The sequence below is a fragment of the Arthrobacter sp. NPDC058127 genome (genome assembly GCF_042884555.1).
Classification (GTDB): Bacteria; Actinomycetota; Actinomycetes; order Actinomycetales; family Micrococcaceae; genus Arthrobacter.
Map to the genome: position 1 here is coordinate 14,572 of NZ_JBHVTT010000029.1, position 21,177 is coordinate 35,748.

22 protein-coding genes are annotated in these 21,177 nt (G+C 59.8%); 4 read left to right on the forward strand and 18 right to left on the reverse strand.

Going from position 1 to position 21,177, the window contains the following annotated elements; translation table 11 throughout:
• Positions 1 to 129: 129 nt before the first annotated feature.
• Positions 130 to 1,542 carry a hypothetical protein gene (locus ACFVTG_RS23820; protein WP_390283294.1) on the forward strand — a complete coding sequence of 471 codons (1,413 nt, stop codon included), beginning with the start codon at positions 130 to 132 and terminating at the stop codon, positions 1,540 to 1,542.
• Between the two features lie 19 nt (positions 1,543 to 1,561).
• On the opposite strand, the gene ACFVTG_RS23825 is transcribed toward ACFVTG_RS23820, so the two are convergent.
• From ACFVTG_RS23825 to mobC, 5 genes are all read right to left on the reverse strand, one after another.
• Positions 1,562 to 3,889: a hypothetical protein gene (locus ACFVTG_RS23825; protein ID WP_390283296.1), complete on the reverse strand. Its 2,328-nt coding sequence runs from the start codon at positions 3,887 to 3,889 to the stop codon at positions 1,562 to 1,564.
• Entirely contained in the window at positions 3,889 to 5,829 is a 1,941-nt protein-coding gene (locus tag ACFVTG_RS23830; RefSeq protein WP_390283298.1) for a site-specific DNA-methyltransferase, read from the reverse strand. The genes ACFVTG_RS23825 and ACFVTG_RS23830 overlap by 1 nt, the downstream gene beginning before the upstream one ends.
• Positions 5,830 to 5,999: 170 nt before the next feature.
• A complete protein-coding gene (locus ACFVTG_RS23835) occupies positions 6,000 to 6,788 on the reverse strand; it encodes a hypothetical protein (RefSeq protein WP_390283300.1) in 789 nt (262 codons plus the stop codon).
• Positions 6,789 to 6,805: 17 nt separating this feature from the next.
• Positions 6,806 to 8,365, reverse strand: a complete 1,560-nt coding sequence (locus tag ACFVTG_RS23840) for a relaxase/mobilization nuclease domain-containing protein (RefSeq protein WP_390283302.1) — start codon at positions 8,363 to 8,365, stop codon at positions 6,806 to 6,808.
• Positions 8,365 to 8,757: a plasmid mobilization relaxosome protein MobC gene (gene mobC / locus ACFVTG_RS23845; protein ID WP_390283304.1), complete on the reverse strand. Its 393-nt coding sequence runs from the start codon at positions 8,755 to 8,757 to the stop codon at positions 8,365 to 8,367. The genes ACFVTG_RS23840 and mobC overlap by 1 nt, the downstream gene beginning before the upstream one ends.
• Before the next feature lie 248 nt (positions 8,758 to 9,005).
• Here mobC and ACFVTG_RS23850 point away from each other — a divergent pair, with 248 nt between their 5' ends.
• Together ACFVTG_RS23850 and ACFVTG_RS23855 are read left to right on the forward strand one after the other, a co-directional pair.
• Positions 9,006 to 9,323: a hypothetical protein gene (locus tag ACFVTG_RS23850; protein WP_390283306.1), complete on the forward strand. Its 318-nt coding sequence runs from the start codon at positions 9,006 to 9,008 to the stop codon at positions 9,321 to 9,323.
• 464 nt (positions 9,324 to 9,787) lie between these two features.
• Complete coding sequence (locus ACFVTG_RS23855; RefSeq protein ID WP_390283308.1) at positions 9,788 to 10,780, forward strand: hypothetical protein; 993 nt, start codon at positions 9,788 to 9,790, stop codon at positions 10,778 to 10,780.
• Here the strand turns inward: ACFVTG_RS23855 and ACFVTG_RS23860 are convergent.
• The 3 genes from ACFVTG_RS23860 to ACFVTG_RS23870 all read right to left on the reverse strand — a co-directional run bounded on the left by ACFVTG_RS23860 (position 10,770) and on the right by ACFVTG_RS23870 (position 13,375).
• The gene (locus ACFVTG_RS23860; RefSeq protein ID WP_390283310.1) at positions 10,770 to 12,269 is read right to left on the reverse strand and encodes a TM0106 family RecB-like putative nuclease; all 1,500 of its coding nucleotides are present in this window, start codon (positions 12,267 to 12,269) and stop codon (positions 10,770 to 10,772) included. The two genes, ACFVTG_RS23855 and ACFVTG_RS23860, sit on opposite strands and share 11 nt — an antisense overlap.
• Positions 12,266 to 12,544 (reverse strand): DUF4258 domain-containing protein, encoded by a 279-nt coding sequence (locus ACFVTG_RS23865; protein ID WP_390283312.1) that lies wholly within the window; start codon positions 12,542 to 12,544, stop codon positions 12,266 to 12,268. Before ACFVTG_RS23865 ends, ACFVTG_RS23860 begins: the two co-directional genes overlap by 4 nt.
• A 147-nt stretch (positions 12,545 to 12,691) precedes the next feature.
• The gene (locus tag ACFVTG_RS23870) at positions 12,692 to 13,375 is read right to left on the reverse strand and encodes a hypothetical protein (protein ID WP_390283314.1); all 684 of its coding nucleotides are present in this window, start codon (positions 13,373 to 13,375) and stop codon (positions 12,692 to 12,694) included.
• A 285-nt stretch (positions 13,376 to 13,660) separates the two neighbouring features.
• On the opposite strand from ACFVTG_RS23870, the gene ACFVTG_RS23875 reads away from it, so the two are divergent.
• Positions 13,661 to 14,245 carry a recombinase family protein gene (locus ACFVTG_RS23875; RefSeq protein WP_390283316.1) on the forward strand — a complete coding sequence of 195 codons (585 nt, stop codon included), beginning with the start codon at positions 13,661 to 13,663 and terminating at the stop codon, positions 14,243 to 14,245.
• Positions 14,246 to 14,374: 129 nt separating this feature from the next.
• On the opposite strand, the gene ACFVTG_RS23880 is transcribed toward ACFVTG_RS23875, so the two are convergent.
• The 10 genes from ACFVTG_RS23880 to ACFVTG_RS23925 form a co-directional block, all read right to left on the reverse strand.
• Entirely contained in the window at positions 14,375 to 15,187 is an 813-nt protein-coding gene (locus ACFVTG_RS23880) for a hypothetical protein (protein ID WP_390283318.1), read from the reverse strand.
• 370 nt (positions 15,188 to 15,557) lie between these two features.
• Positions 15,558 to 16,316, reverse strand: a complete 759-nt coding sequence (locus ACFVTG_RS23885; RefSeq protein ID WP_390283320.1) for a DUF5677 domain-containing protein — start codon at positions 16,314 to 16,316, stop codon at positions 15,558 to 15,560.
• Positions 16,313 to 16,468 (reverse strand): hypothetical protein, encoded by a 156-nt coding sequence (locus tag ACFVTG_RS23890; protein WP_390283322.1) that lies wholly within the window; start codon positions 16,466 to 16,468, stop codon positions 16,313 to 16,315. Before ACFVTG_RS23890 ends, ACFVTG_RS23885 begins: the two co-directional genes overlap by 4 nt.
• A gap of 4 nt (positions 16,469 to 16,472) precedes the next feature.
• Entirely contained in the window at positions 16,473 to 17,495 is a 1,023-nt protein-coding gene (locus tag ACFVTG_RS23895; protein ID WP_390283324.1) for a zeta toxin family protein, read from the reverse strand.
• Between the two features lie 17 nt (positions 17,496 to 17,512).
• Positions 17,513 to 17,992, reverse strand: coding sequence for a LysR family transcriptional regulator (locus ACFVTG_RS23900; RefSeq protein ID WP_390283326.1), 480 nt, complete (start codon positions 17,990 to 17,992; stop codon positions 17,513 to 17,515).
• Between the two features lie 72 nt (positions 17,993 to 18,064).
• Entirely contained in the window at positions 18,065 to 18,595 is a 531-nt protein-coding gene (locus ACFVTG_RS23905) for a hypothetical protein (protein WP_390283328.1), read from the reverse strand.
• Complete coding sequence (locus tag ACFVTG_RS23910) at positions 18,564 to 19,448, reverse strand: HAD family hydrolase (RefSeq protein WP_390283330.1); 885 nt, start codon at positions 19,446 to 19,448, stop codon at positions 18,564 to 18,566. The genes ACFVTG_RS23905 and ACFVTG_RS23910 overlap by 32 nt, the downstream gene beginning before the upstream one ends.
• Before the next feature lie 50 nt (positions 19,449 to 19,498).
• Positions 19,499 to 19,885, reverse strand: a complete 387-nt coding sequence (locus ACFVTG_RS23915; RefSeq protein ID WP_390283332.1) for a hypothetical protein — start codon at positions 19,883 to 19,885, stop codon at positions 19,499 to 19,501.
• Positions 19,886 to 19,901: 16 nt separating this feature from the next.
• A complete protein-coding gene (locus tag ACFVTG_RS23920) occupies positions 19,902 to 20,306 on the reverse strand; it encodes a hypothetical protein (protein ID WP_390283334.1) in 405 nt (134 codons plus the stop codon).
• Position 20,307: 1 nt separating this feature from the next.
• Positions 20,308 to 21,132, reverse strand: coding sequence for a ParA family protein (locus ACFVTG_RS23925; protein WP_390283336.1), 825 nt, complete (start codon positions 21,130 to 21,132; stop codon positions 20,308 to 20,310).
• Positions 21,133 to 21,177: the final 45 nt, after the last annotated feature.

The following is a 21,177-nucleotide window of genomic DNA, read 5'->3' on the forward strand; positions in this document are numbered from 1 at the left end:
ACAGAGGGTTTCGCCCGCGACCAGACAGCCGGGATTGGGAACATGGTTAGAACAAGTTTCGGGGATGAGAGCCTCGGGCTCAGCCCCTTGGAGATGCGCCGCTCCGCACAGCGACTTTGGCGTCTCCCCATGGCCTTCGATGATAGCGTGGACGCCTTCGTCAAGGCCTATGACCGTGCCCTCATTCAGCTTCAGCAAAAAGACTTCATGGATCGCCAAAGCGGAACGGCTGCAGGCTTGTATGACATTCTTAGGATTCTTTTACAGTCGGTGAAAACTCGCAAAATTTTCGTTGACCTCGATCCGTCGCTGCCGATAGTTGCGAACCACCGATTTGAAGTCCAAGTCGCGTCGAAAAAGCTCGAGGCGTACCCCCGGTTACGGCCAGATCCTGAATGGCTTCTGGCTGATGGAACCTGGTCATCGGAGGTCATCCTAGGGCCTCCCGGCAGTCGTTCATTGGCAAGCCTCCACGTCCGCATGAAGTCGACCAATGAGATTTCCACTTTCAAACTCAAGATGATTGAGACACTTTTCAGAATTTGGGTCCAGGCTTCGTATGAAGACGCTGTAAACGATCGAATCGACGGGGCGATTGAGTTCGTTCTGTCCATTAGCGATCGACGCTTCGGTTCTATAATAGGTGCCGCCACAGCCCAGCTGAGTAGGGCGATTCGGTCAGCAGCTGGTCTTTTCATAGCAGTAGATAACGTCCGTTTTCAGACTCAGTACAGAACGACTTCCAAACGGATCAGGGGTGTTCATATATGCAGCGATCCTGAGTGGAATCTGCCGGAACTTGGTCCGGCACGTCTTCAACTTGAACCCTTCTTTTGGGATCGGGCCGACGACTTACTACCCTTGGCTGGTATCGGAAGTCTGTCAACGCGGATACGGGAGGAGAAAACGAAGTGCCTTGTAGTTCCGGTCATAAATGATGGAACAACCATTGGCTGGTATGTTGCATTTTGGCTGGGCGGCCACCCTCCGTTGACAACGCATCACCTGTCAGCATTGAAATCTTGGGCCGCTATGGTGGCAACTCCAACCCGCTTTCTCTTTCAAAGGAGTTTTGGAAAATTGATCGTCGACCCTATTTTTTCCTCCCGCAACACGCGAATCGCGGCTGGCAAGTGCTGCGTTCTGATGCCATTTACCGAACCTTGGTCCACTCGTATTTGGAGCCGTGTGATACGGCCAAAACTTGAGGACTTGGGTATCACGGCCGTCAGAGCGGATGACTTGTTCGGACACGATGTGATGGAGGACATCTGGGAAATGATCAACACGTCCGAGTACGTGATTGCGGATATTACCGGAAGAAATGCGAATGTATTTTATGAATTAGGAATAGCTCATACTCTTGGGAAAAAAGTTATACTTTTAACTCAGACAACCGCCGACATCCCTTTCGACCTGAATCGCTATCGGCACATCATTTACCAGGATAACATCGACGGTACGGACTACCTTGGCGACCAACTCATTCAGAAGATAACCGAAATGCAGACATTGGGTAAGGCAGCGGACAAAACAACCTAGTCACGAGTTAGTCCCTACGTCACTTTGTCACAGAGGAACCCACAAGGTGAGCAACAGCTAGGTCGATCGATGCGAAATGTTGGGCACGCTTTCTTCCATCTGATTTTAGGCCCCAGAGCGTACAGCCATCATTGCTCAATTTCTCAAATGTTGAATTGAATTCCCCTGGGGTCACAAAACTAATCTGAAGACTAGCCGTGCCGTCCGTCCGAGACTGAACGGTGAGGAGCTTCCGTCCGGCTTCCCCTTGCAGAATGTGCGGCGCTTTGGTGTCCACGCAAATGACCTTTGCATCAGTCCAAACTACGAAATCTGGGTAGAAATTTGAGGTGTCTCCGACGGATACCAGAGGGATCCCATACCCGCTCCGTGGAGGGTTACGGAACCAGGTGTGGCCCGTCTTATCCAACGATCTTGCGTAGGCTCGCTCAAGATCATTCAGGTCCTCATAGCCGATGTGCAAGGCGTTGGTAAATCTCTCGATCTCTCCGTCCCTCACCAATATTGGTCCAACGGTGAAGGGATTGGGCTTCCGTTGTACCAGGTAGACATTCTCGACATAAGCCTGAACAACTCGTCGGGCAAGATCCTTGACTTGTTGAAACGCTTTGCTGCCTACCCCTATCTGCACATCAAAACGCTCATCGGCCGTACTGGCAACGTCCAATGCACGTGGGAAGAGCCGGAGAACTTCGCGGTGAAACACCCAACGCGCCGAAACCTTGTTGGACTCCTCATAGTCCTCCCAATCGTTGCCTGTTTGCGCTGCGGCACCCACCGCTTGCTGAACGACCCGCCGACTGCCGATTCCGGCTGTGTTCTTGATTGAGTCGCTGTAGTCCAGCATTCCCGCCAACAACGTTTCCACAGGAAGCACGGCATCTTGGGAGTTAAGAGCCGTTCGCGGTATTTCTCTGCGGAACTTTGGCTTCAACTCCCTGGGCTTGCTGGACCCGGGGGCAGCGGCGATGAGCCGAATTTCTGGCGCGTCCTGGCCCAACCGGGACGCTACTTCGCTCAGAACATCGCTGAACGTTTCGTTCCTGTCCACCCTCACATAAAAGTGGGCCGTGTTCAGCCGCTCCGGAGCGTAGTGAGTGGCGCCGGGCTGACGCAAGACCCGGCCAATTACCTGTGTGATCTGTACCGTGGATTCCATCGACTTGTCGATGTAGGCGAAATAGACATCAGGGTCATCCCAGCCTTCCTGCAATGTCAGGTTGAAAATGACATGCCGGTAGCCGCCCGCTGCGAACTCGGTGTAGTCCTTTTCCCCACCTCCGAAAAGGATGAACTCAGGAGGCAAGGGATAATTCTTGTGGACGTCAAGGTTGGAGTAGACCGCGACGTCACTTGGGTCGACGCCGCACTGTTCGGTCAGGTACCGCCAGATCAAAATCGGCGGAGCCTGCCTCTGCCCAAATGGTTGCTGGGGGTTGTCCTTGCGGAACGCATCGTCAGCAAGGACGTTGGTCTTACACACGTAAATTGCCTTAGGAAGTGTGTCTACGCCATACTCAGCGGCATCTCGCTCTGCTTCCTTCATGTCGGCCAGCATGGCGGAGACAGTTTCTTCCATTGGGCTCTTGTATCCAGCCAATGAAAGTGTGCTCTTCACAAGTCCTTGGGAAACGACGGTGGAGGACTGAACCGATGTGACGAGCCATTCATCAGACCTGCCGGAGCGTCTGAGGTGCTCGATTTCCTGGACCATAAGTTGGGGAAGCCTCATAGTGGCGCTGGCCAAGAGGAAGGCGTCCGGTTGCTGCCTCAGCAATAGGTCGGTCTGTTGCTCTGAGAGGTTTTGCGCTTCGTCGTACACGACGAAGAGCGGTCTCCTTATGCCGGCAGCATCTGTACGCTTAGCCAACGCATCCCAGGTCGAAGTTCCTGTCGTGTCGATGTCGGCCTTGAAGATATTCCGGTTGCCGCCTTCCATATCCTTCTGATTGAAGGTTCCCACGGTGGCGAAGAACACCAGGGGTTTGTCAGCCACTTCAACGTCCGAGGGGTCGTATTCGCTGAGCAACCTCACCGTCGCGCCACCGAGGAGGTGGTTGTATTTTCCTCCGTTTGAGACGTTCGCATAACTCTGCTCAACGACGACTCGCCCCTTGGACAGCCATAGGATGACAGGAGCAACCGACATTGGGGCGGCCATCTGGCGTACGGCGTCGGCTAGGATGACCGTTTTCCCGGCCCCTGTAAGAGCAGCTAACGACTGGAAGAACGGCACGGATTGTGGGTTGTTTTTCGTGCCCTTGAGCACTTCGTTTCCCTGATATTCGAGAAATCGATCGGCCATTTGTGTGGACGCTCGCCTCTGGAACTGAAAAAGCTCGATCATTACTCTGCTCCCCGGTCAGTGTAAGACTCGGTCCTCATGTCCAGGCCGAAGTCAATCAGTATCTGATCAGGGATCCTATAGAAACGAACGTCTTCAGTGCCGAATAGGTTGTACCGCGCGTAGACGTTGTAGACGGGCTCCAACTTTGCTCGGCTGCCCTCGGCTACACAAGCTTCGTAAACTTCTTCAGTGAGGTCTGTATTGCCGTCGGGCCCGTCCCACACAAGGTAGAAGCCGTGCCGATCAGCGTTGCGCGCGACCAGGTACTGGTAATTCGCTTCCTCATAGGGAACCAAGGAGGATCCGCGGCGCCGACCTGAATCATGGTGCGAGGCAATGACTGTGTCCAGCATTTCGTCTCGTTCCATGCGTAGGACCGCTTTTGCGTCCACTGTCTTCGTCAGTGTCTTGAACGCGAAGCCGCCTCCCAGCGGCTGGCCCTTTCCGTTGGCCCACTGGCCTGTAATGGCGCGCCTGAGCCGTTCAGCTGTAAGTGTGCGCGCATATGAATCCCCTTTGAGCGGGCGCCCCTGCTCCACGAGAATGAACCTTCGGTCCGAACCGGTCACCCCGTTCAGCGCCAGCACGGCGTGGCCTGTTGTACCTGATCCTGCGAAGGGGTCCATGATGAGCCCATCGGGGGGACACCACAGCTGGATGATTTGTTGCATAAGCATCAAAGGTTTGACTGTCTCAAAGCCATGCCCTCTGCCCACGACAGCATCGAGTTCGCGGATACCTGTCTGGCTGTGTCCGACGGTTTCGTGTTCCCAAGAAACTGACCCCAGTTCCTCAGGCATGGAGTCAAAATCGGAGTCTGCCCAATAGGTCATAGGCACGATGCCCTTTTTGACCTTCTCCAGGTATCTCTTACGGTTAGGTCGGCCCTGTCCATCTTTGCCGAACCACAGTTCAGGCCAGACCTCGTTATCCCGCACTTTCTCAGCAGCAATCCGGGAACGCTCAAGCACATCAGGATCGACGCTTCCGTCCGACTTTGCCCCTTTTAATACCAATGCAGGCGAAGGTGCATGATCGTGCAGATCCAAGGTCTGGTAGCTAGAACCCCACTCTTCCAGCCATTTCTTCATCCTCGCTCGGCTCGCAGCCCAGCAGCGGCCCTCTGGCGGATACTGCACTTCGCCGGTAAAAGGATTCTGTATTCCATACACCTGGCCGGCATGAGTCGACGCGCCCATGGCTGTTGCGTTGTCTACCCTCCACAGGCCTTGAGGGTCAGCGTCGGGATTCCGATATTTCGCATCGGTGGATGCTCCTCGCTCCAGCAAGCCTGTCTTCACGTATTCTGCGTCCCGAGCGTAAACAAGGACGTACTCGGTAGCCGTGGACACGTTGCCGTCGTGGCTCTTGGGGGCGTAGGCCTTTTGCCAGTTGATGATGGCTAGTCGATTCTTCTCCTGGAAGATTTCGTCCAGCATCTGCCCTAGATGGAAGAGCTCGCGGTGATCGATGCAGATCGCCAAGACGCCGGACTGCTTAAGCATCGAATGCATCATCTGCAGGCGGGGGTACATGAACTTCATCCACTTGGTATGGCGCGCAGGGTCCTCATAGCTGACGAAGTCTCCGAGGCCTGGGTCATTTGGGTTGTCGTCCCATTTGTCGTTGTAACGGAAGTCGTTCCCCGTGTTGTAGGGCGGATCCGTGACAATCAAGTCAACGTGGCCCCGCCACCGATAGAGGGATGCCAGTGCCTGAAGGTTATCTCCTTCAAGCAGCAGATTATCTGACTGTTCCTCATGACTACCCTGAGAAAGGCCCGCGATGCGGCGCTGTACGCGAGGACGTACGAGACGAGAGATCCTACGAGCCTGCTGCTTTCCCGTGAACGAGAGATTTACGCCCGCACCAGTCTTCTCTTGGATGATCTCGATGAGCTGCTCAACTGTGAGAAGCTCAAGGTCTTGTAGGTCATCCATGAAATTTCCTTCAAAGTGGTGATACCGGGGGTCAACACGGACCTTGGTATGGGTGGGGGCTGGTCGCCCATTGCGAGACAAATCGGCCACACCTTTGAAGTGAGGCCGATCTTAGTCATTAGATCAGGGGCCGCAGACAATCTTGAAAACACAAGCCTGAATCGCCTGCACTAGCGGCTCATGCCCTTCTGCAGGAGCTTTGTCTGGCCGTTGGCTCCGCGCGTCTTGCGGGCCTTCGGGCTGCGCCCTGGAGCCTTGGCCACGGCCGCGCTGGGCGGGGTGCCCTGGTCCTGGTCGGCGCTGAGCCGTGCCTGGACGGCCTCGCTGTCGGCCACGCTTTCCAGGCTGGCCGCCAACTCCTGCCGGCGCTCGGCCGAGTCGTACTTGATGCCGGCCTCTTCGCGCAGCGCCTCGGGACGCTGATTCTCTTCGGTCACGTCCTGTTCGCGGTCCTGGTCTTCCCGGGAAGCCTCAGCCAGCAGCTGCTCAGCATGGGCGTTCTCGTCACGGCCGGCGCTACGCTCGTGCTCTGCTTGCTCGCGGTCCCGTTCGGCCTTCGCCAGGGCAGCAGCCACGGAGGCCTCGTCGGCACCCACGTTGTCCACGTCCAGGCCGTAGCGGCGTTGCACCTGGTCACGGATCACATCGGCCGCGCTGCGCGCCGCCGGGTCCTGGTTCTTCCACGCGGTGGCCGCCTCGTGCACCCTCTCGACGTCGCGGCCGCTGGCCATATTCCACCAACGGTTGTCCATCACTGGGGCGAGCTGTGCACGGGCCGCTGCCCGCTCCGAGTCGAACCGGGCCTGTAGCTCCCGGGCCTGCTGTTCCTCGTCCGCCTGAGCGCGGCGCAGGGCCTGCTCGCTTGCCCTGGCCATCTGCTCACCCAGTCGGCCGGCGACAGTCAGCCCGACACGTGACATGCCCTCGATAGCCTCTTCGATCCCGTCAGATTCACTCATGGTTCCCCCTCCTGGTGTTATCTCTCAATGTCCGGGCGGTTGGTTCCGCCTCGGGTGGTTGCGTGGGTGCGTGCCTGCTCATACTTCGGCGGCAGCACCGAACTGGCGGAGCGTCCCGGAGCCTGGCCGACTTTACTCGTGCGCACGGCTTCGGCCGCTTCGTTGTCTACAGCAGGGACTGATAGGGGAGCGCTCGGCAGGGTGGCGGCAACCTGGCTCAGCTGGTGCTTCACCAGGTCACTGATCTGGCGCGCCCTGCGCAGGTCGTTGGACGCCTTGTGCATGTCATGGACGGCCTTGGCAAGGTTCAGTAGCTGGCGCAGCATGATCGCTTGGGCTGCCGTTCCGGTGCCTCCCATGGTGGCCGCCATGAGGACTAGGGACGCGCCCCGGGCGGACGGCCCGATGCTGCGGACCGGCCGGGCCGGGTAGCGGCGAAGCTGTGCCGTTTTGGACAGCTGGTCGGCCGCCGCTGCCAACGGTCCCGGTGTTGATTCGGTGGCAGTTGACCAGGCAGCGAATGCTCCTGATGTCTCCCGGGCGACGTGCGCCCAGGTCGCGTGGTCGTCCATCGGGACGGCGCGCAAGGTCTCGCGCAGCCGGGCAACCTCGTTGCTGTACTGCTCCCACATCTGCGGATCTGGTTCGTGCGCCTCCCGGCCGACGTTGATCGGACGCCGGCCACGTGCGGCCGCGCTCCACTCTTCGACGGCCGCGCCTGCCAGCTCGGGACTATCGTCCCACGCTCCGCGTAGTCGAGGCAGGGTCAAGTCCTTGGCCAGGTGCCCGCCGCCGAACCACACTGGCCGGCCTCCCTTGGGCGGCCGTTCGGCAACAGAGTAGCCCACCACAACATCGTCACGGCCGGCTGCGTAACGCGGTTTGATCATGGCACCCGTGCGACGGAAGCGGCGCACAAACTCCGCTTCGTCCTGGGCCGCCGTGGCGCACGCGCGGACCTTGCGGGCCAGTGAACGGCGTTCCGGTTCGTCCATGCCTCGGCGCTCGGCCGCTTCGCGCTCACCAGGTCGCAGTCCACGCATTGCGTAGAAGGGGGACAGTTCTTCCAAGCCGTGCTTCTTCTCAAGCGCCCGGGCCGCGTCTTGGGCACGCTTGTAGTCCAGGTGGCTGCTCCATTTGGTGCCGTCCTCGCGCACCATAGAAGCCGCAATGTGGATGTGGTCATTGCCGGCTTTGCTGTATCCGTGGCGGATCGCCACCCATGTTACGGGGGCCTTTCCGCTGGCCTCAGTGAACCCCATTTGGTCCATGAACTCATTGGAGATCTCGGCCCACTTCTCATCGGTGAGGTCGCCTTCCTCCGCGCGCAGGCTGAGGGAGCAATGCCATACGTGGCCGCCCTTTACGTCCACCCCGAGAACGTTCTTGGCCTGATCGAGTTGATGCGCGATGGACAGTGCGGCGTCACGGTTCAGCTGGTCGTCATTGTGCCACGCCATGATCGGCGCGGAACCGGCCACCAGGTGCGGGTCAGTGTGTTCATTGGCACGCCCTGGGCCTGCCAGGTACACCAGCAATCCGGCCATGCGGTCGCCCTTGGTGACGTTCGGAATCATCAGCCTGCCAACCCGTCGATGATGCCATTCATCCGGTCCGCAATTTCACGCACGCGGCCTAGGGCCACGCGAGCTTCTTTGGGAAACTCATCGGTGGCGTTGGCGTGTTTCGCAAGCTGGTTCACGTTGTTGGACAGTGCAGCCAGGTAGCGGCGTGCGGCCATGAAGTCAGTAGCCAGGGCGCGACGCTCCGCGAGTGAATCGGAGGACTGCGCATACAGGGCGGCACTGACCAGGATCTCTGAGGGGCTGCGCCCGGTCTGTTCTTCCAGTACGTAAAGGCGGGTTCGTTCCTGCTCCGACATGGACACACGCACGTATTGGGTTTCACCGTCGATGTTCGCACGGCGACGACGGTTCAAGCGACGGCTGGAACTCTGTTCCTCAGCCATGCAGTACCGCCTTTCCATGCCCAGCGCAGCGCCCCGGGTTCTCCGGGATCACACGTCAAGTGTGACGCATCCTCGGCGCGAAGTCGAGGATCAAGCCCACTTATGGCACATAAGTGTATAGCTTGCTCCGCCGGAGGACTCCGCATGAAAGAACTCACTTTCGAAGAAGGTGAGGGTGCGCCTTCGCCATACTGCGTCCTTCCGTTAGCTCTGGCGTGCTGAAATTCCGTTCCACTAGACTGGGCGCCATGGCTAACCACATTGATGCAGAGAAGATCGAACACGAGTTGCAGCAGCGGCTCAGCAACCGCATGGACTCCGTCCGCGAACTCGTCAGGTCGAGGCAAAAAGTGGCCGACGCACGCGACGCCCTGGGCGCGGCCGAAGACGAAGACGCGCGCCGCTACCAGGCAGCACTCACCGCGGGCTGGACCGTCGACGAACTGCGCTCGGCTGGCCTCAACGAGCCGGAAAAGAAACTGCGCGTTCGCAAGCGCGCGACACGTCGCAGCACGCCGACGCCGGAGGCCTCGGAACAGAACGAACAGCCGCAGCACCACAGCTAGCCTCTCGACCACATGTGCACAGCAAAAGCAATTTCCTTCGGGCTTTTCCTGCACACAAGATGGACGACAGGAACCAACTGACCGCCTGCACACAACCGCCAGGTCACCACACACGAGAACCTCACCCAACACAAACCAGCGGATGTGCACAGCCTCCAAACTCCCCCATCCCGGCTACTGATTATCGCTGCTCCTGGCGCACCATCAAGGGCGCTGCGCGCCACTCCCTGATGGGCCTTCCGGTCCACCCTTCACCGCGCACCAACGCAAACGTTTCGGCCATTATCGGGATGCGGGGCAACACCGGGCTTGGGGTACAAAAAGGACCTGGGTCCACAAGGCAGGCCAGCCAATGATTGTCGCCTTTGAATGTGGGTCGCAGCTCTGCGCTTCTTCCGCAGGACTGAGTGGCGCTTCGCGGTTGATGCCCATCAGGTGGTGCGTCGTTGGAGATGTGTCAGAGTATGGTCGTCATCGTGATGAATGAAGGTGCAGTCCACACTAAAGCGGCTGATTGGTTATATGAAGCCATCGAGCGCGTCGATGGAGACGTACTACTGGCTAGTCCGTACCTGTCCTACGACGTCTGCCGGCGGTTGGCGCAGGTAGCTTGCCGATCAGACTACAAGTGGCAGCTCTTTACGTGCCTTGATCCCAGCGCCGTGGCAAACGGGTTTTTGCGGACCGATGGCTTGGCGGAACTCAAACATAGCGGTGTCAACGTTCGTCATGTAGACAGATTGCATGCCAAGACGTTCGTTGTCGGCGGGCGGGGATTCCTCGGGTCGGCAAACCTGACTGGCGCCGGACTGGGTAGTTCAGCGGCGCCAAACATGGAGCTGGGTGTTGAATTGAGGGCAGCCCAGGTCGTATCCGTCAAGGTTGCCATGCAGAGTTGGTCGAGTCGCGAAATCACTGCGGAAGAACTCAATGAGCTTCACGCACAGGCAAAGCAGCTGACCCGGGCAGCAAGACCTTCCTCAGATGGTATGGACAGTGTTTCCGGGCTGGCGCTTGTGGAGCAACTTTTGTTGGATGCCCGTGATAGTGGGCGTACCCTTTGGCTGAAATCCGAATACGGTGCCCCCGCGTTGGACCAGTGGCGCAGCGAGTGGTTCTTCGGCAGCCCCCAAAAAGGAAAAGGCAAGGGGCGGCCAAGCATTAAGCCCGGGGACCTGGTCCTGATCTGTGCCCAGACCAGGGATTGCTACGCCGTCGTAGAAGTGACCTCAAAGCCGGAAGAGCTGCCCAAGGATTACGTCGAAGAGCGAGGTCATGAAGCGGATCGCTGGCCATGGGTGAGTCGGACCAAACCACGCTTCGTTCCGGATGAATTGCTTGAGCTCAAAGCAAACGAGATCGTCCGCAGCACCGGTGGCCTCCAAAATGGTCACATTCGGTTGAGCTTCGAGCAGTTCACAAACGCAGTTCGCTCACTTGCAAGACTCATAGCTTAATTGCGGTGGCTCGGACTGGTTGATACCCCTGAGGTTCTCCTACGCCGAGGGTTAGTGCTTTGATCTCCCGAGCCACGGCCAAGGTGGCGTCCAGGTCGTCCCGGTTGTAGGCCAGAAGCCGTTGCTTCACACCGGGATCGGATTCTGCTGGTTGGCCGGCGGCTTGGAGGTAGAGCATCTGAGCTTGCATCCCATCGGCAATGTCAGAATTGTGCGGAACGGCAAAGTACTCAGCGATTTCTTTGAGTCCGAGGCTTGGTGCAGGTAAGCGGAAACTGCGCTGGGCCCAAACGTACAGATCAATGTGCTCCCGGCCGTGAAAGGGATCTGTCTCCTTGAGTCTCCGGGCTGCCTTGCCCATCGCGGGCAGGTCGGCACCGCGACCCGCCCACGTCACGATCGGCAGCTGTAGGTGTTCGCCAAGGAGACCTCGGAGATCATCGAGGAGCGCTCGTTCGTTCTCGTCGGTGTCGTCGGCCCAGAACTGGTGGAATTGTGCGGGCCCGGACTCCGTGACCACTGCAGCCCCTGCCAGCCAGATCCGTTCACCCCATGGGGGCGTGAGGTATTCGAGGTCGACGGCGATGAACGCGTCCCCAATAGGCGGCGGGTCTCCGAAGACCCGCGCTGTGCCTTCTTGGAAGGCGCGAGCGTGCTCTTGCCAACGTCGGATCATCGAGGCGGAGCATCGCGGCCCGCCATGGTGGCGGATCGCGGCGGCGAGCTTGTCAGGGTCCCATTCCAGCAATCCGAGATAGTCACGCACTTTAAGCCCTGAGAGGGCGCGTTCGAATTCGAAGCCGACGCCGTGCAGAAGGCTGACGTGCCTTCGGGCGATCGTGCTTCGTCTGACCTCGTCACGGCGCACGTTGGTACAGACATGGCATTTGCACAAACGGGGCTCCACCGGCGCACTCCGGGCTTGGCGGACCTCGGCGAGGTAGTTCGTCACCTGTGCGATGCGGTGCGATGAGATGGCAAGCTCGACAGGCCATGGTTCGTTGTTGCGGCGCAGGATGATGATGCCCTTGGGGTTGTCGCTTCCAGTGGTGCGGCGGGGCGTGAGGAGAAGCCAGTAGAAGGCGAGTTCGAGTTCGTCGGACGGCAGGACATCTTTGTGCGATTTGTATTCGATGGGCCAGAACTCGCCGTTCTGCGGGTCAATGCCATCGGGCTGGCCGTAGATCTTAAGTTCTTCGTTGAAGAGGAGTGGCGGGTGCAAGATGACGGTGCCCTGGTCGAGCAGTTCGTCGAACTGTTCGGCCGAGGTGAGCTCGACGGTAGGGGCCATTGCGTCGACGCGGTCATGGAACTCCTGGCCCTGAGCAATGAGGTCAAGGATGAAGTCGTCGAAGAGGTCGGCCGGGTCGAGCTCGCCGCGATGCAGGAGCGAGTACGTGTAGGGGCAACGGACGTAGGTCATCAGCTCGGTCTTGGTCACCCATTCCTGGGAAAGCTCCGACGCGGCTGGGACGGTTGGCGTGATCATGCGTGGCACCGCACCGGCTGGGCGATCCAATGGTCCCGGTTCCGGAACACGGCTGTGATGACGGCGCCGGTCGATCGGTCGACAACAACGCCGATGCGGCCGAGTTGGCGCATCTGGCGGTTGGGTCCGTAGTCGCTCTGTTCGTAGGTCACGTCGGGCTGGTTCAGGGCTCTGAGCAGCTCGGCGTTGGGGATGCCCCGTTCGGCGGCTCGCTTGCGCGCATGGTGGGTCAGGTGCCAGCTGGGGGCGGGTTTCTCGGTCTGGTCGAACATCATTCGGCTCTCTCTGTGGTCGGCGTTTGTGCGCCGGTGGGTGGGTGAGAGCCAGGTCCGTCCCGTACGCTTGGGAGTGGTGGGACCGCGCGTACGTGCGGATCCTGGCGCGAAGGGCCCGTTGCCGCGGGCCCTTCGTTGCATTTTCGGTCAGTCCGATGCGTCCCCAGGAGCGTCGGGTTCAGCCTCGGGCCGGCCATCGGCGGAGGCGGTTGAGGTGGTGCTGTCGCGCACGACCATGGTTCGCTCCACGTCGTGGAGAAGTTCGATGCGCCTGCGGAGGACGGCTTCGTCCTCTTCTATCAATGGCTTCAGCTCGCGCCACGTGTTCTGTGCTGCGTCTATGAATCCCGCTAGGTACTCGTCGGCGTCGATGTCAAGGTCATCTGGTTCCAAGGAGGAGAGAGCGCCGGAACCGTGTTTCCGCAGCCACGGGCCCAGGGTTTCGAAGTCCGAGCGCTGACCGATTTTGAGGTAGTTTTGGCTGCCCTCAGATACGGCGTCGGCCCTCCCCAGCATGAATTCTCGATCCTCGTCGTCTTCCTCTCCGATCGGCTCGACGATCAGCTCATTGATGTCGCGGAGCTCCCTTACGGTCGCAGTTTCCTTCGCCCATCGAGCACCGTCGGCCGCACCGATCGCCCGGCGACCTTGCGGAGTTGTGCGTTGAAGCCGCAGTGCGGCAGTCAGGGCCTCGATCTGCCCGCCCACCCCCTGCTCTCTGGCTTGGACGGCCTCTCGAAGTGCCTTTTGGCAAATTGCAGAAGCCTCAATTCCGGTGCTCTTGACCGAAGCCGCCAAGTCATCCTGCAGGTATATGTTCAGCCGGGCCATTTGCCCCTCCATTTCTCTCTATGCACACTATGCAGAACGTAGTGTGCATATGTCAAGACACTTCGCCGCTCCCAGAGATGAGCGAGTCCCCGCAAGCAAGAGGGCGACTCGAAAACCTACAGCTTTACAAGACACCGCACGCCCTGCCGGCCCGAGTGATCACCGTCCCGGAATTTTCCCGGAGTCGCGCGGAAGCCGTCGACGGGATGAATGTCCCATAAAGTCGTCTCATCGTCCATCGTGTCTCACGGCCCGTTTTAGGTGTTTCCGAGACAGGATGGTCTCGTGAGACAGCTCGGGTACACCAGAATCAGCACCGCCAGCCAAGACCCCCAACTTCAACTCGATGCACTCCTCGCCGCAGGCGTCCAGAAGCGCGATGTGTTCGCCGATGTCACCTCCGGAAGCAGAACGGCGATCGAGCGCCCCGGAATGAAGAAACTGCTCGAATACGCCGAACCCGGCGACACCGTAGTTGTCTGGCGGGTCGACCGGCTCGGCCGGTCCCTGATCGACGTCCTGAACACAGTCAATCTGCTGAGCGAACGCGGCGTGCACATCCGATCCATATCGGACGGAATCGACCCCGCAACCTCGACCGGACGGATGATGCTGAACATGCTTGCCACCTTGGCGGAGTACGAGCGTGAGCTGATCGTAGAGCGCGTCAACGCCGGAATCGCCGCAGCCCGGGACTCCGGCACCCGCTTCGGTCGCCCTCCGGTCAATCCGGAGGTCATAGCGGAAAAGCTCGTCATCGTCGCCGATGCCCGCAAACGCGGACGCACCGCGGCCGACGCAGCCGCCCTCGTCGGCTGGAGCCGTGCGACGCTCTACCGCCACCAAGCTGGCCTCAGCGCCCCGAAGTGAGCACGCACCGCATCGGTCCCCGAACGCAAACCTGAAGGGCCGAGTGCCAACCGCTGGTCGCGGTCAGAGCTGGAAACTCGTCGACTGCCGGTGACCGCAAGGGACGCACCGATCTACGTTCGTGCGGCCCTAGAGGTCTCGCAGTTCCCGCCACCTTTCGCCGTCCCACAGCCAGCCCAGGAGGGACCGAGCGTGAACGACCCACAAATGTGTAATGGCGGAATCCAGCTGCGGCTTGGTCGTAGGGAGACCCCATCCCTCGTTCGCCCCAAAAGGAGGTGCCTCACTGCTGAGTGGGCGGGCGATGTTGTACCAGGTGTCGTCGTTTAGCCACACGAACAAGTGGCGCTGCTCGGCGGCGGATGCGCGCAGCTTCGTCGCATTGTCGGTCTTCTCATTGAGTTCCTCCATCAGCCGGTCAAGTGACTCGTCGCTGCCGCTCACCGAGCCGCCACTTCCAGTGCTGACCAAAAGACGGTGAACGTGTTCCGGATCCTCTGGGCCGCCCGGATGTGGGACGTGAGTTGCTCTCTCGACGCCGGCTTCGAGTAACGGTCGGTAGATATGAGAGAGTTCACCCCCCTCGAAAACGTGCACGCCTGCGGGCTGATCGTCGAAGAACGTCTCGCCCGCAAACTCCAGTTCCGCGATCGCCGGCTGCACTCGCTGCACGAAGGTCTTCATCCGCTCTTGGGTGTCCGAAGCGAATACGAGCCAGCATCCCTGCAATCTCGTCGGAGAGCCTTTCGCCTTGGACCTTGAAAGCGCGGCACGAGCGCCCTGCTTCTCGCCGTCGGTGACAGCCGTAACTTCGAGAGCGACGGTGCCATCCGTGGAGATGTAATCGACTCCGCCGTGGGTGTCCGCGTGCTCGAGCTGAATCCCCATCACCCGCTCAACGATCTGCTTCGCGATGGCCTCATTCGGACGTTCCTGGTTCATCGGTCTCCTCCGCTCGCGAATACCGCACGTGTGTACATGAAGTAATTGTGCCCAGACTTCTTCCTTGCCACGAATATTAGGTGCCTGCTAAAGGATCGGCTTACGGGCGGGTATGGCCACCTTGGATGTGCACAGCCTCCTGAACTCTCCCCCATCCCGGCCTCTGATTGTCGCTGCTCCTGGTGCGCCGTCAAGGGCGCTGCGCGTCACTTCGTGATGGGCTCCGGCCCACCCCTGACCGCGCACCCCGCGCAGACATTTCGGCCTTTACCGGGATGGGGGAAACTGTGAACTCGGGACACAAAAGGCCCCTTCCGGGGCCACTTCCCTAATAGAGAGTCAACTATCGATAAATCCGTAGTACGTAAAGCTAGGATGCTTCTTTGTCTTTTAGGGTGAAGTCGATGCCTGTTTCCAGAAGCATCTTCATGGTGTCCAAACTAGCGCTGAACGGTTCGTCAATGAGCATCTTATTGACAGCGTTTATGGCCCACACGAAGGGTGCGACGACTGTCCCCAGGTGGTCGTTCAGAGCTTGGTGTCGCGCCGGGAAGTAGACGCCAACTTTGCCGTCGTCGCCTTCGTCGATGTAGCTGTTGGAGACTCCCAAGGAGGCGTGACTGTACTCGCTGTACATCTTGTAGATGACATACAGCGGTGTCTCGCCAGAGTCCAGCGACTTGACCATAAGATCAAAGCGTTTTGCCTGCCCCGCCCTATCGTTTTTCGGATGCTGTTCCTGGGCAATGACCGCTGCAACCGTCCGGTTTAACTCCTCGTTGGAGTCGAACCCCTCCATCTCGGCAGCCAGGTTCTTCTTCTCTCGCTGCTGGTCCCAGCGCAGGGCTTCGAACCCATCTGCACCAGTGAGTGACAGCCATACGCAGGTGACACCCAGCTCGAAGATCGAGCGAGCCAGGATACCTCGCGCTATACGGTCGCTGGGGTTGGTGTTCAGGTAGGTGCGCATGCACTCGGCGGCGGCATTGGCGAAGCCAACGCAGTGGAGGAATGCGTTGACGTCGTCACCGTCGTCCTTCTTGGCTTTGAGGCCACGCTGATCAAACCAGGCATCGATCAGACGTTCGACGTGGCGCTGTAGATTGGCGTCTGTTGTCTTCAGGCTCAACTGTTGTCCTTGAGACGACGGGCCGTAGCGCCGGGTGTCGGTACACCGTCCCTGAACCAGCCTTCGAGCTGGGCGACTTCTTCTGCTGCCGGTGAGTCGATCTCCCCCCGGCGGATCTCGGCTTCGATACGTTCGGAGAATGTGCTTTCCACGTTGTTACCTTCCGAAGTCTTTGCCGCTCTGAGGCCGGCGGCCGTGGCGTGCAGCTCGTGTTGTCGAGGCGGCACGAACAGCCGCCAGGGTGTCGGAGTCTACGAGGTGTCCGCCGGTCTTGGCGCGGCCCTGCGTCGTCTCCAGCTTCGGCGCAGAGTCTTTGTCTGCGACGCGGTACACCTGGTACTCAATGACGCAACCGTAGTCCGCGGCAATTGCCGCTGCGTTGGCGGCGCAGACGGATTTCGTGTCGCTCGGTTCGTTGAACAGTGATGCCGGGAAAGACTGCGGAACCCAGCGCCCTCCCAGCTCAGCGTCGAGGCCGGCGGCCGTTCCGTTTTCGGCGTCGAGGTAGCCGCGCTCCCAGCGGCCCATAGTGCGCGCCTCGCTGACTTCCTGCGTCGTCTCGACGTCGGCAACCAGGACGTCATAGCCGGCCGCCTGGAGACGGTCCAGCAGAATCCTGGCCTGCTTCTCGTTACCCAGGGTGCCGTCGATGATGACATTCATCCCTGACTCCAGCGCCTCGGTACGTGCCTTCTTGGCGAGGATGGATGACTCCGTGTGCACCAGGGCCGCCAACTCGCGCGGGTAGAACTTCTCCCCCGCTGCTTCGAGGGCACGCACCTCGTCTGGCACCAGGTAACTGTCGTAGCTTCCATCCTGGCGGGCCTGTTGCAGCAGCTCGTCCTTGAAGTCGTCCGCGTTGATCGGCAGCCAGTGCTCGGGCTGCGACCGGGTTGCCTGGATAAGGGCGGCCTGCGCAGTGGACTTACCGGCGCCTGGAGGGCCGGCAAGGACAATCGCCTTCTTGTCGCGGCGAACCCCGGGGCGTGACTCTATGAAGCGTGCCAGGATCTCATTGTGCAGCCGGCGGCGGTCCTGGCGCGGCTCGCCTCGGCGGACGTTAAACCACTCAGGATTCTGGGCGGTCGCTGTCTTGCTCTGGGCGGTCAGCGGTCCTCCGTCTGCGCCCAGGCGCTCCAAGGTGGCCCGGTGCGCTGCTGCCTGGTCTTCGGTAGTCACGCTTTACAGCGTAGTCATCAGACTTCGGAGGCCTCGTCGGACGCGTCCAGAATCTGGTCGTAGGCGTCGCCATCGATGAGTCCTTCATCAAAGGCCCGGCCGACTTCCGCGAACGATCCCGGAGTGTCGAAGTACGGCGTGGACTCCCACTCGGCCGCCGCTGCGGCCGCGCCCTCGTTCTTCGCATATGGCCAGGCTGACAGCTCGCGGATCATGGCGTCGCGGTCGATGTCTCCGGCCGCGTAGCGCTCTGCGATCTCGTAGGGGCTGGCACCACTGAAACCCTCGGGAACGGGCTTCACTCCCCTGGCCTCGGCCTGTGAGAGCAGCCGGCTAATGGCCGGCTGGCTGACGCCCAGGGCGCGGGCGACAACGCGCTGGTCGGCACTTTCCACGGCAGCGCGGACGTTCCTGATGTAGTCCAGGCCGCCCAGCTCGCGGCGCGCACGGGCGCGGCGGGCATTGGCAATGGCGCTCTCGGAGCTGGTGATCGTCATATCCGAACCTCCTTCGATATAACTAATGTTATCAGCGCCGCCGGCCCCTGTCAGTTGGATCGTAGGACGGGCTTATGCGCCCGGCTGGAACAAAAGAACGAAAAAACTAAGAACTAGAGGCAAACCGCCGAGCACGTAGAAGAAGTTCAGCTTGTGGGCGGAATGCAGTTGGCCAAGCCACGTGTTCCAGGGGCTGGCATCGCCGATTGTTTTTGTTAGCGATACATCCACGCCTAGATCTCGAAGTTTCTTTTCGAGGCTCATTCCTTCTTGCACGGCTCCGACCAGCAGTCGGTGGTACCACTGCCGATCAACAAACCAGAAAGCTAGCCATAGCAACAGCCCCAGGACGGGGACCAACAGTGCGGGTGACTTATGTCCCAGCCCTAGAAGCTCGATGCTTTTGCCGTCCTTAAAAGCAACGAAAGTCGCACCAAGCGCGAACGTTAAGGCAGTCAGCCAAAGGGCTCTAATTCTCCAGCTGAGGTCGTTGAAATGCTGCTGAACCTCGATCGTCTTCTTCCAAGCGTCAACGTGAGCGTCAACTAGGCTGTTATCTGGCAACTCCGACCTAATGGAAGTCGAAGATTTCAAGAAGTTCATGGAAGCCTTTCGCTAAGGAGTACGAGGGAACGGGTGTTACTTTTGGCGGGGACAGCTTCTCACGCTCGATATCAGCCTCTGTCCAGTGAGAAACACGCCGCAGCTGCTCGTATGCGGGCTTTTCATGGCTCACGCCGTACTTAGCATGGGCATCAATGACTCCTACATCCTGAGCCATGGCAATGTCCTTGTGGAGACTGTCGCCGATGTAGGCCACTTCGGAATAGGGCACGCCGTAGGGGGCCAGGATTTCCTGCAGCACTTCGGGGTTCGGTTTTATCGCTCCGTCCGCCACGTTCTCGTGCTTAGTCTCGGCCAGTCCGTAGTTTTCGGCCGAGTACCGGCGAAGGCTTACGGGGTCAAGCCCCTTTGGGCTGTCATGGTCACGCGGAGACCAGACGGCCTCCAGTAGCCCGTCGAGCTTGAGCGTCCTCAACCGCCACTCTGTCCAAAACCTGGGCGACTCTGTATACCCGACGACAGGCACCCCTGCCCTGCGGAGAAACGTCAAAGTTTCAATGACACCCGGATACAAGAAGGTTTCCTTGAGCCGTGCACTGTTCTGCTGGTGGAGCGCATCATCGAAGGCCGCCCTCGGAGAGACGTCGCCGGCAAGTTTCTGCAGGCAAGGAAGCTCGTCTACAAGCCATGAGTACTCCGTGGTTCCCCTTCGCCGATGAATGACCTGAGCTTCTTCTTCCAGCAGGGAACGCTCAATGCCAGAGGCGGCCGCCAGACCGTCCAAAAGAGCGCCAAATGATGCATGCCAGGCATGAAACCAGTCCCACAACGTGTTGTCCAGGTCCGTGACAAGCAGGGCCACCCGTGGTTTGGTTCCATCCGGATTAGTCATCTCCGGAGTATAGGCAGAGGGGCACGACATTGTTTTCCCACCCACGAGACTCACGAGTGGGGAATTTCGCGGTAGCCCTGCCTAGAAATTGCGGTCTGCGCCTTCTCCAGTTCGGCACCCAGCTCGGCTGCCAGCTGCGCCGCCCTGGTCAGATGGTCAGTGGCGGCGGCCACGGAGGCGACGGGGTCGCGGTTGTCGTCCTCGTACACGTCATACTCGTCCAGGGAGCGGCCAAGAGACCTGGCCAGCTGGGTGCATGCCTGGGGCAGCAAGTGCCCTACTCCCTTGAGGTTGCCCAGCACGCTGTAGACGGTAGGGGCAGCATGAACCTGAGTGATCGTCAGGTGGTTAATCGTACGGATTGCCTCGTAGGCGTCATCCGCTGCACGGATGACTTCGGGGGTCTCCTCGTTGTCACGCTCTTCGTTGGTGCTCATCCTGGGATCCTTTTCTTCAGCGGCGTCCGCGTGCGATTTTGCCGGAAGGAACGTTCGGGAACGGTTTGCCGTCGTTGTAGGTCTTTTCGCGCCTCATCATCCTGTCGAGCGCTGCTTCCCGCAGAAAGTCGGAGAAGGAAGCTTCCCGCTCCCCCGACGTCGTGGGAGTGTGGTACCAGGATGCGCGGATGCGTTCGAGTTCTGCTTCGTCGGAATAGAACGATCCCTTCGGCTTGGGCTTGCTGCCGGCCTGGCCACTTCGTATGAGGCGTTCGGCCTGTTCATTGCCGGCGCGGCCGGTCTGGAGGACATGGCTTTCCTCAATGACCGTTGACTCCACCGCCGGCGGCTGGGAGTTCTGGTGCTCGATGGGGTGCGCAGCGCCAAGCGTGCTCTTCTTGCGTTCGGGTCGCTGTGCCATGTCAGGCCTCCAAGGTGCTGTAGTCGTGCTTTGGGAACATCTTTTCCAGGTGGGGCCGCAGCTCCAGCTCATCAAGGGCGGCAAGATGCCTGGCGTAAATCTCGTACGTCTGCCGCGCCTTGTCGTCCGGCCACTCGTCCAGTCCCAATCCGGCCTCCTGTGCGTCCTGGATGACGCTCCAGAAGGGAACATAAGGGGTGAGGATCGTCCAGGGGGATGCCTCGATAAGGTCATTGATCCACGAGCGGTGGGTGATCGTGTTGCGGTTTCCGTTGACGATAACGCCGGCTACAGTCAGCAAGGGGTTGTAGTAACGGGCGACGCTGTCAAAGCTCAACTGCAGCTGGCTCAGGCCGTCCAGCGAGAACTTACCCGGCGTACACACCACCAAGGCCCGGTGTGCCGCCGCCAAGGCATTGATGGTGTGAAGCTCCAGGCTCGGGGCGCAGTCAATGAGGATGACATCGAAACGGTCATCTACCTGCGCCAGCGCTTCCCGTAGCCGGTACTCGCGGCCATGCTCGCTTTGCAGCTGCTGAATAGCTTTCGTCGTGTTCGGGTTACCTGGAATCACTGTCAGGCACTCCCAGATGCCGTCCACCTCTACCGCGTGGATGGCCTCCCCCATCAACACATCAGCGAACGTCAACTGGTCCGGCTCCACCGCTTCGGCAGCAAGGATCCCGCTGAGATTGCCCTGCGGGTCGGCGTCGATCGCCAGAACGCGCTTACCCTCGGTGCACAGAGCCCGCGCCATATTGATGGTTTCGGTTGTCTTCCCGACCCCACCTTTCTGGTTGATGATCGCGTATATCGTCGCGGCCACATTATCTCCAATCACTCCATTAGCGCCATTGTACCCATTAGACCT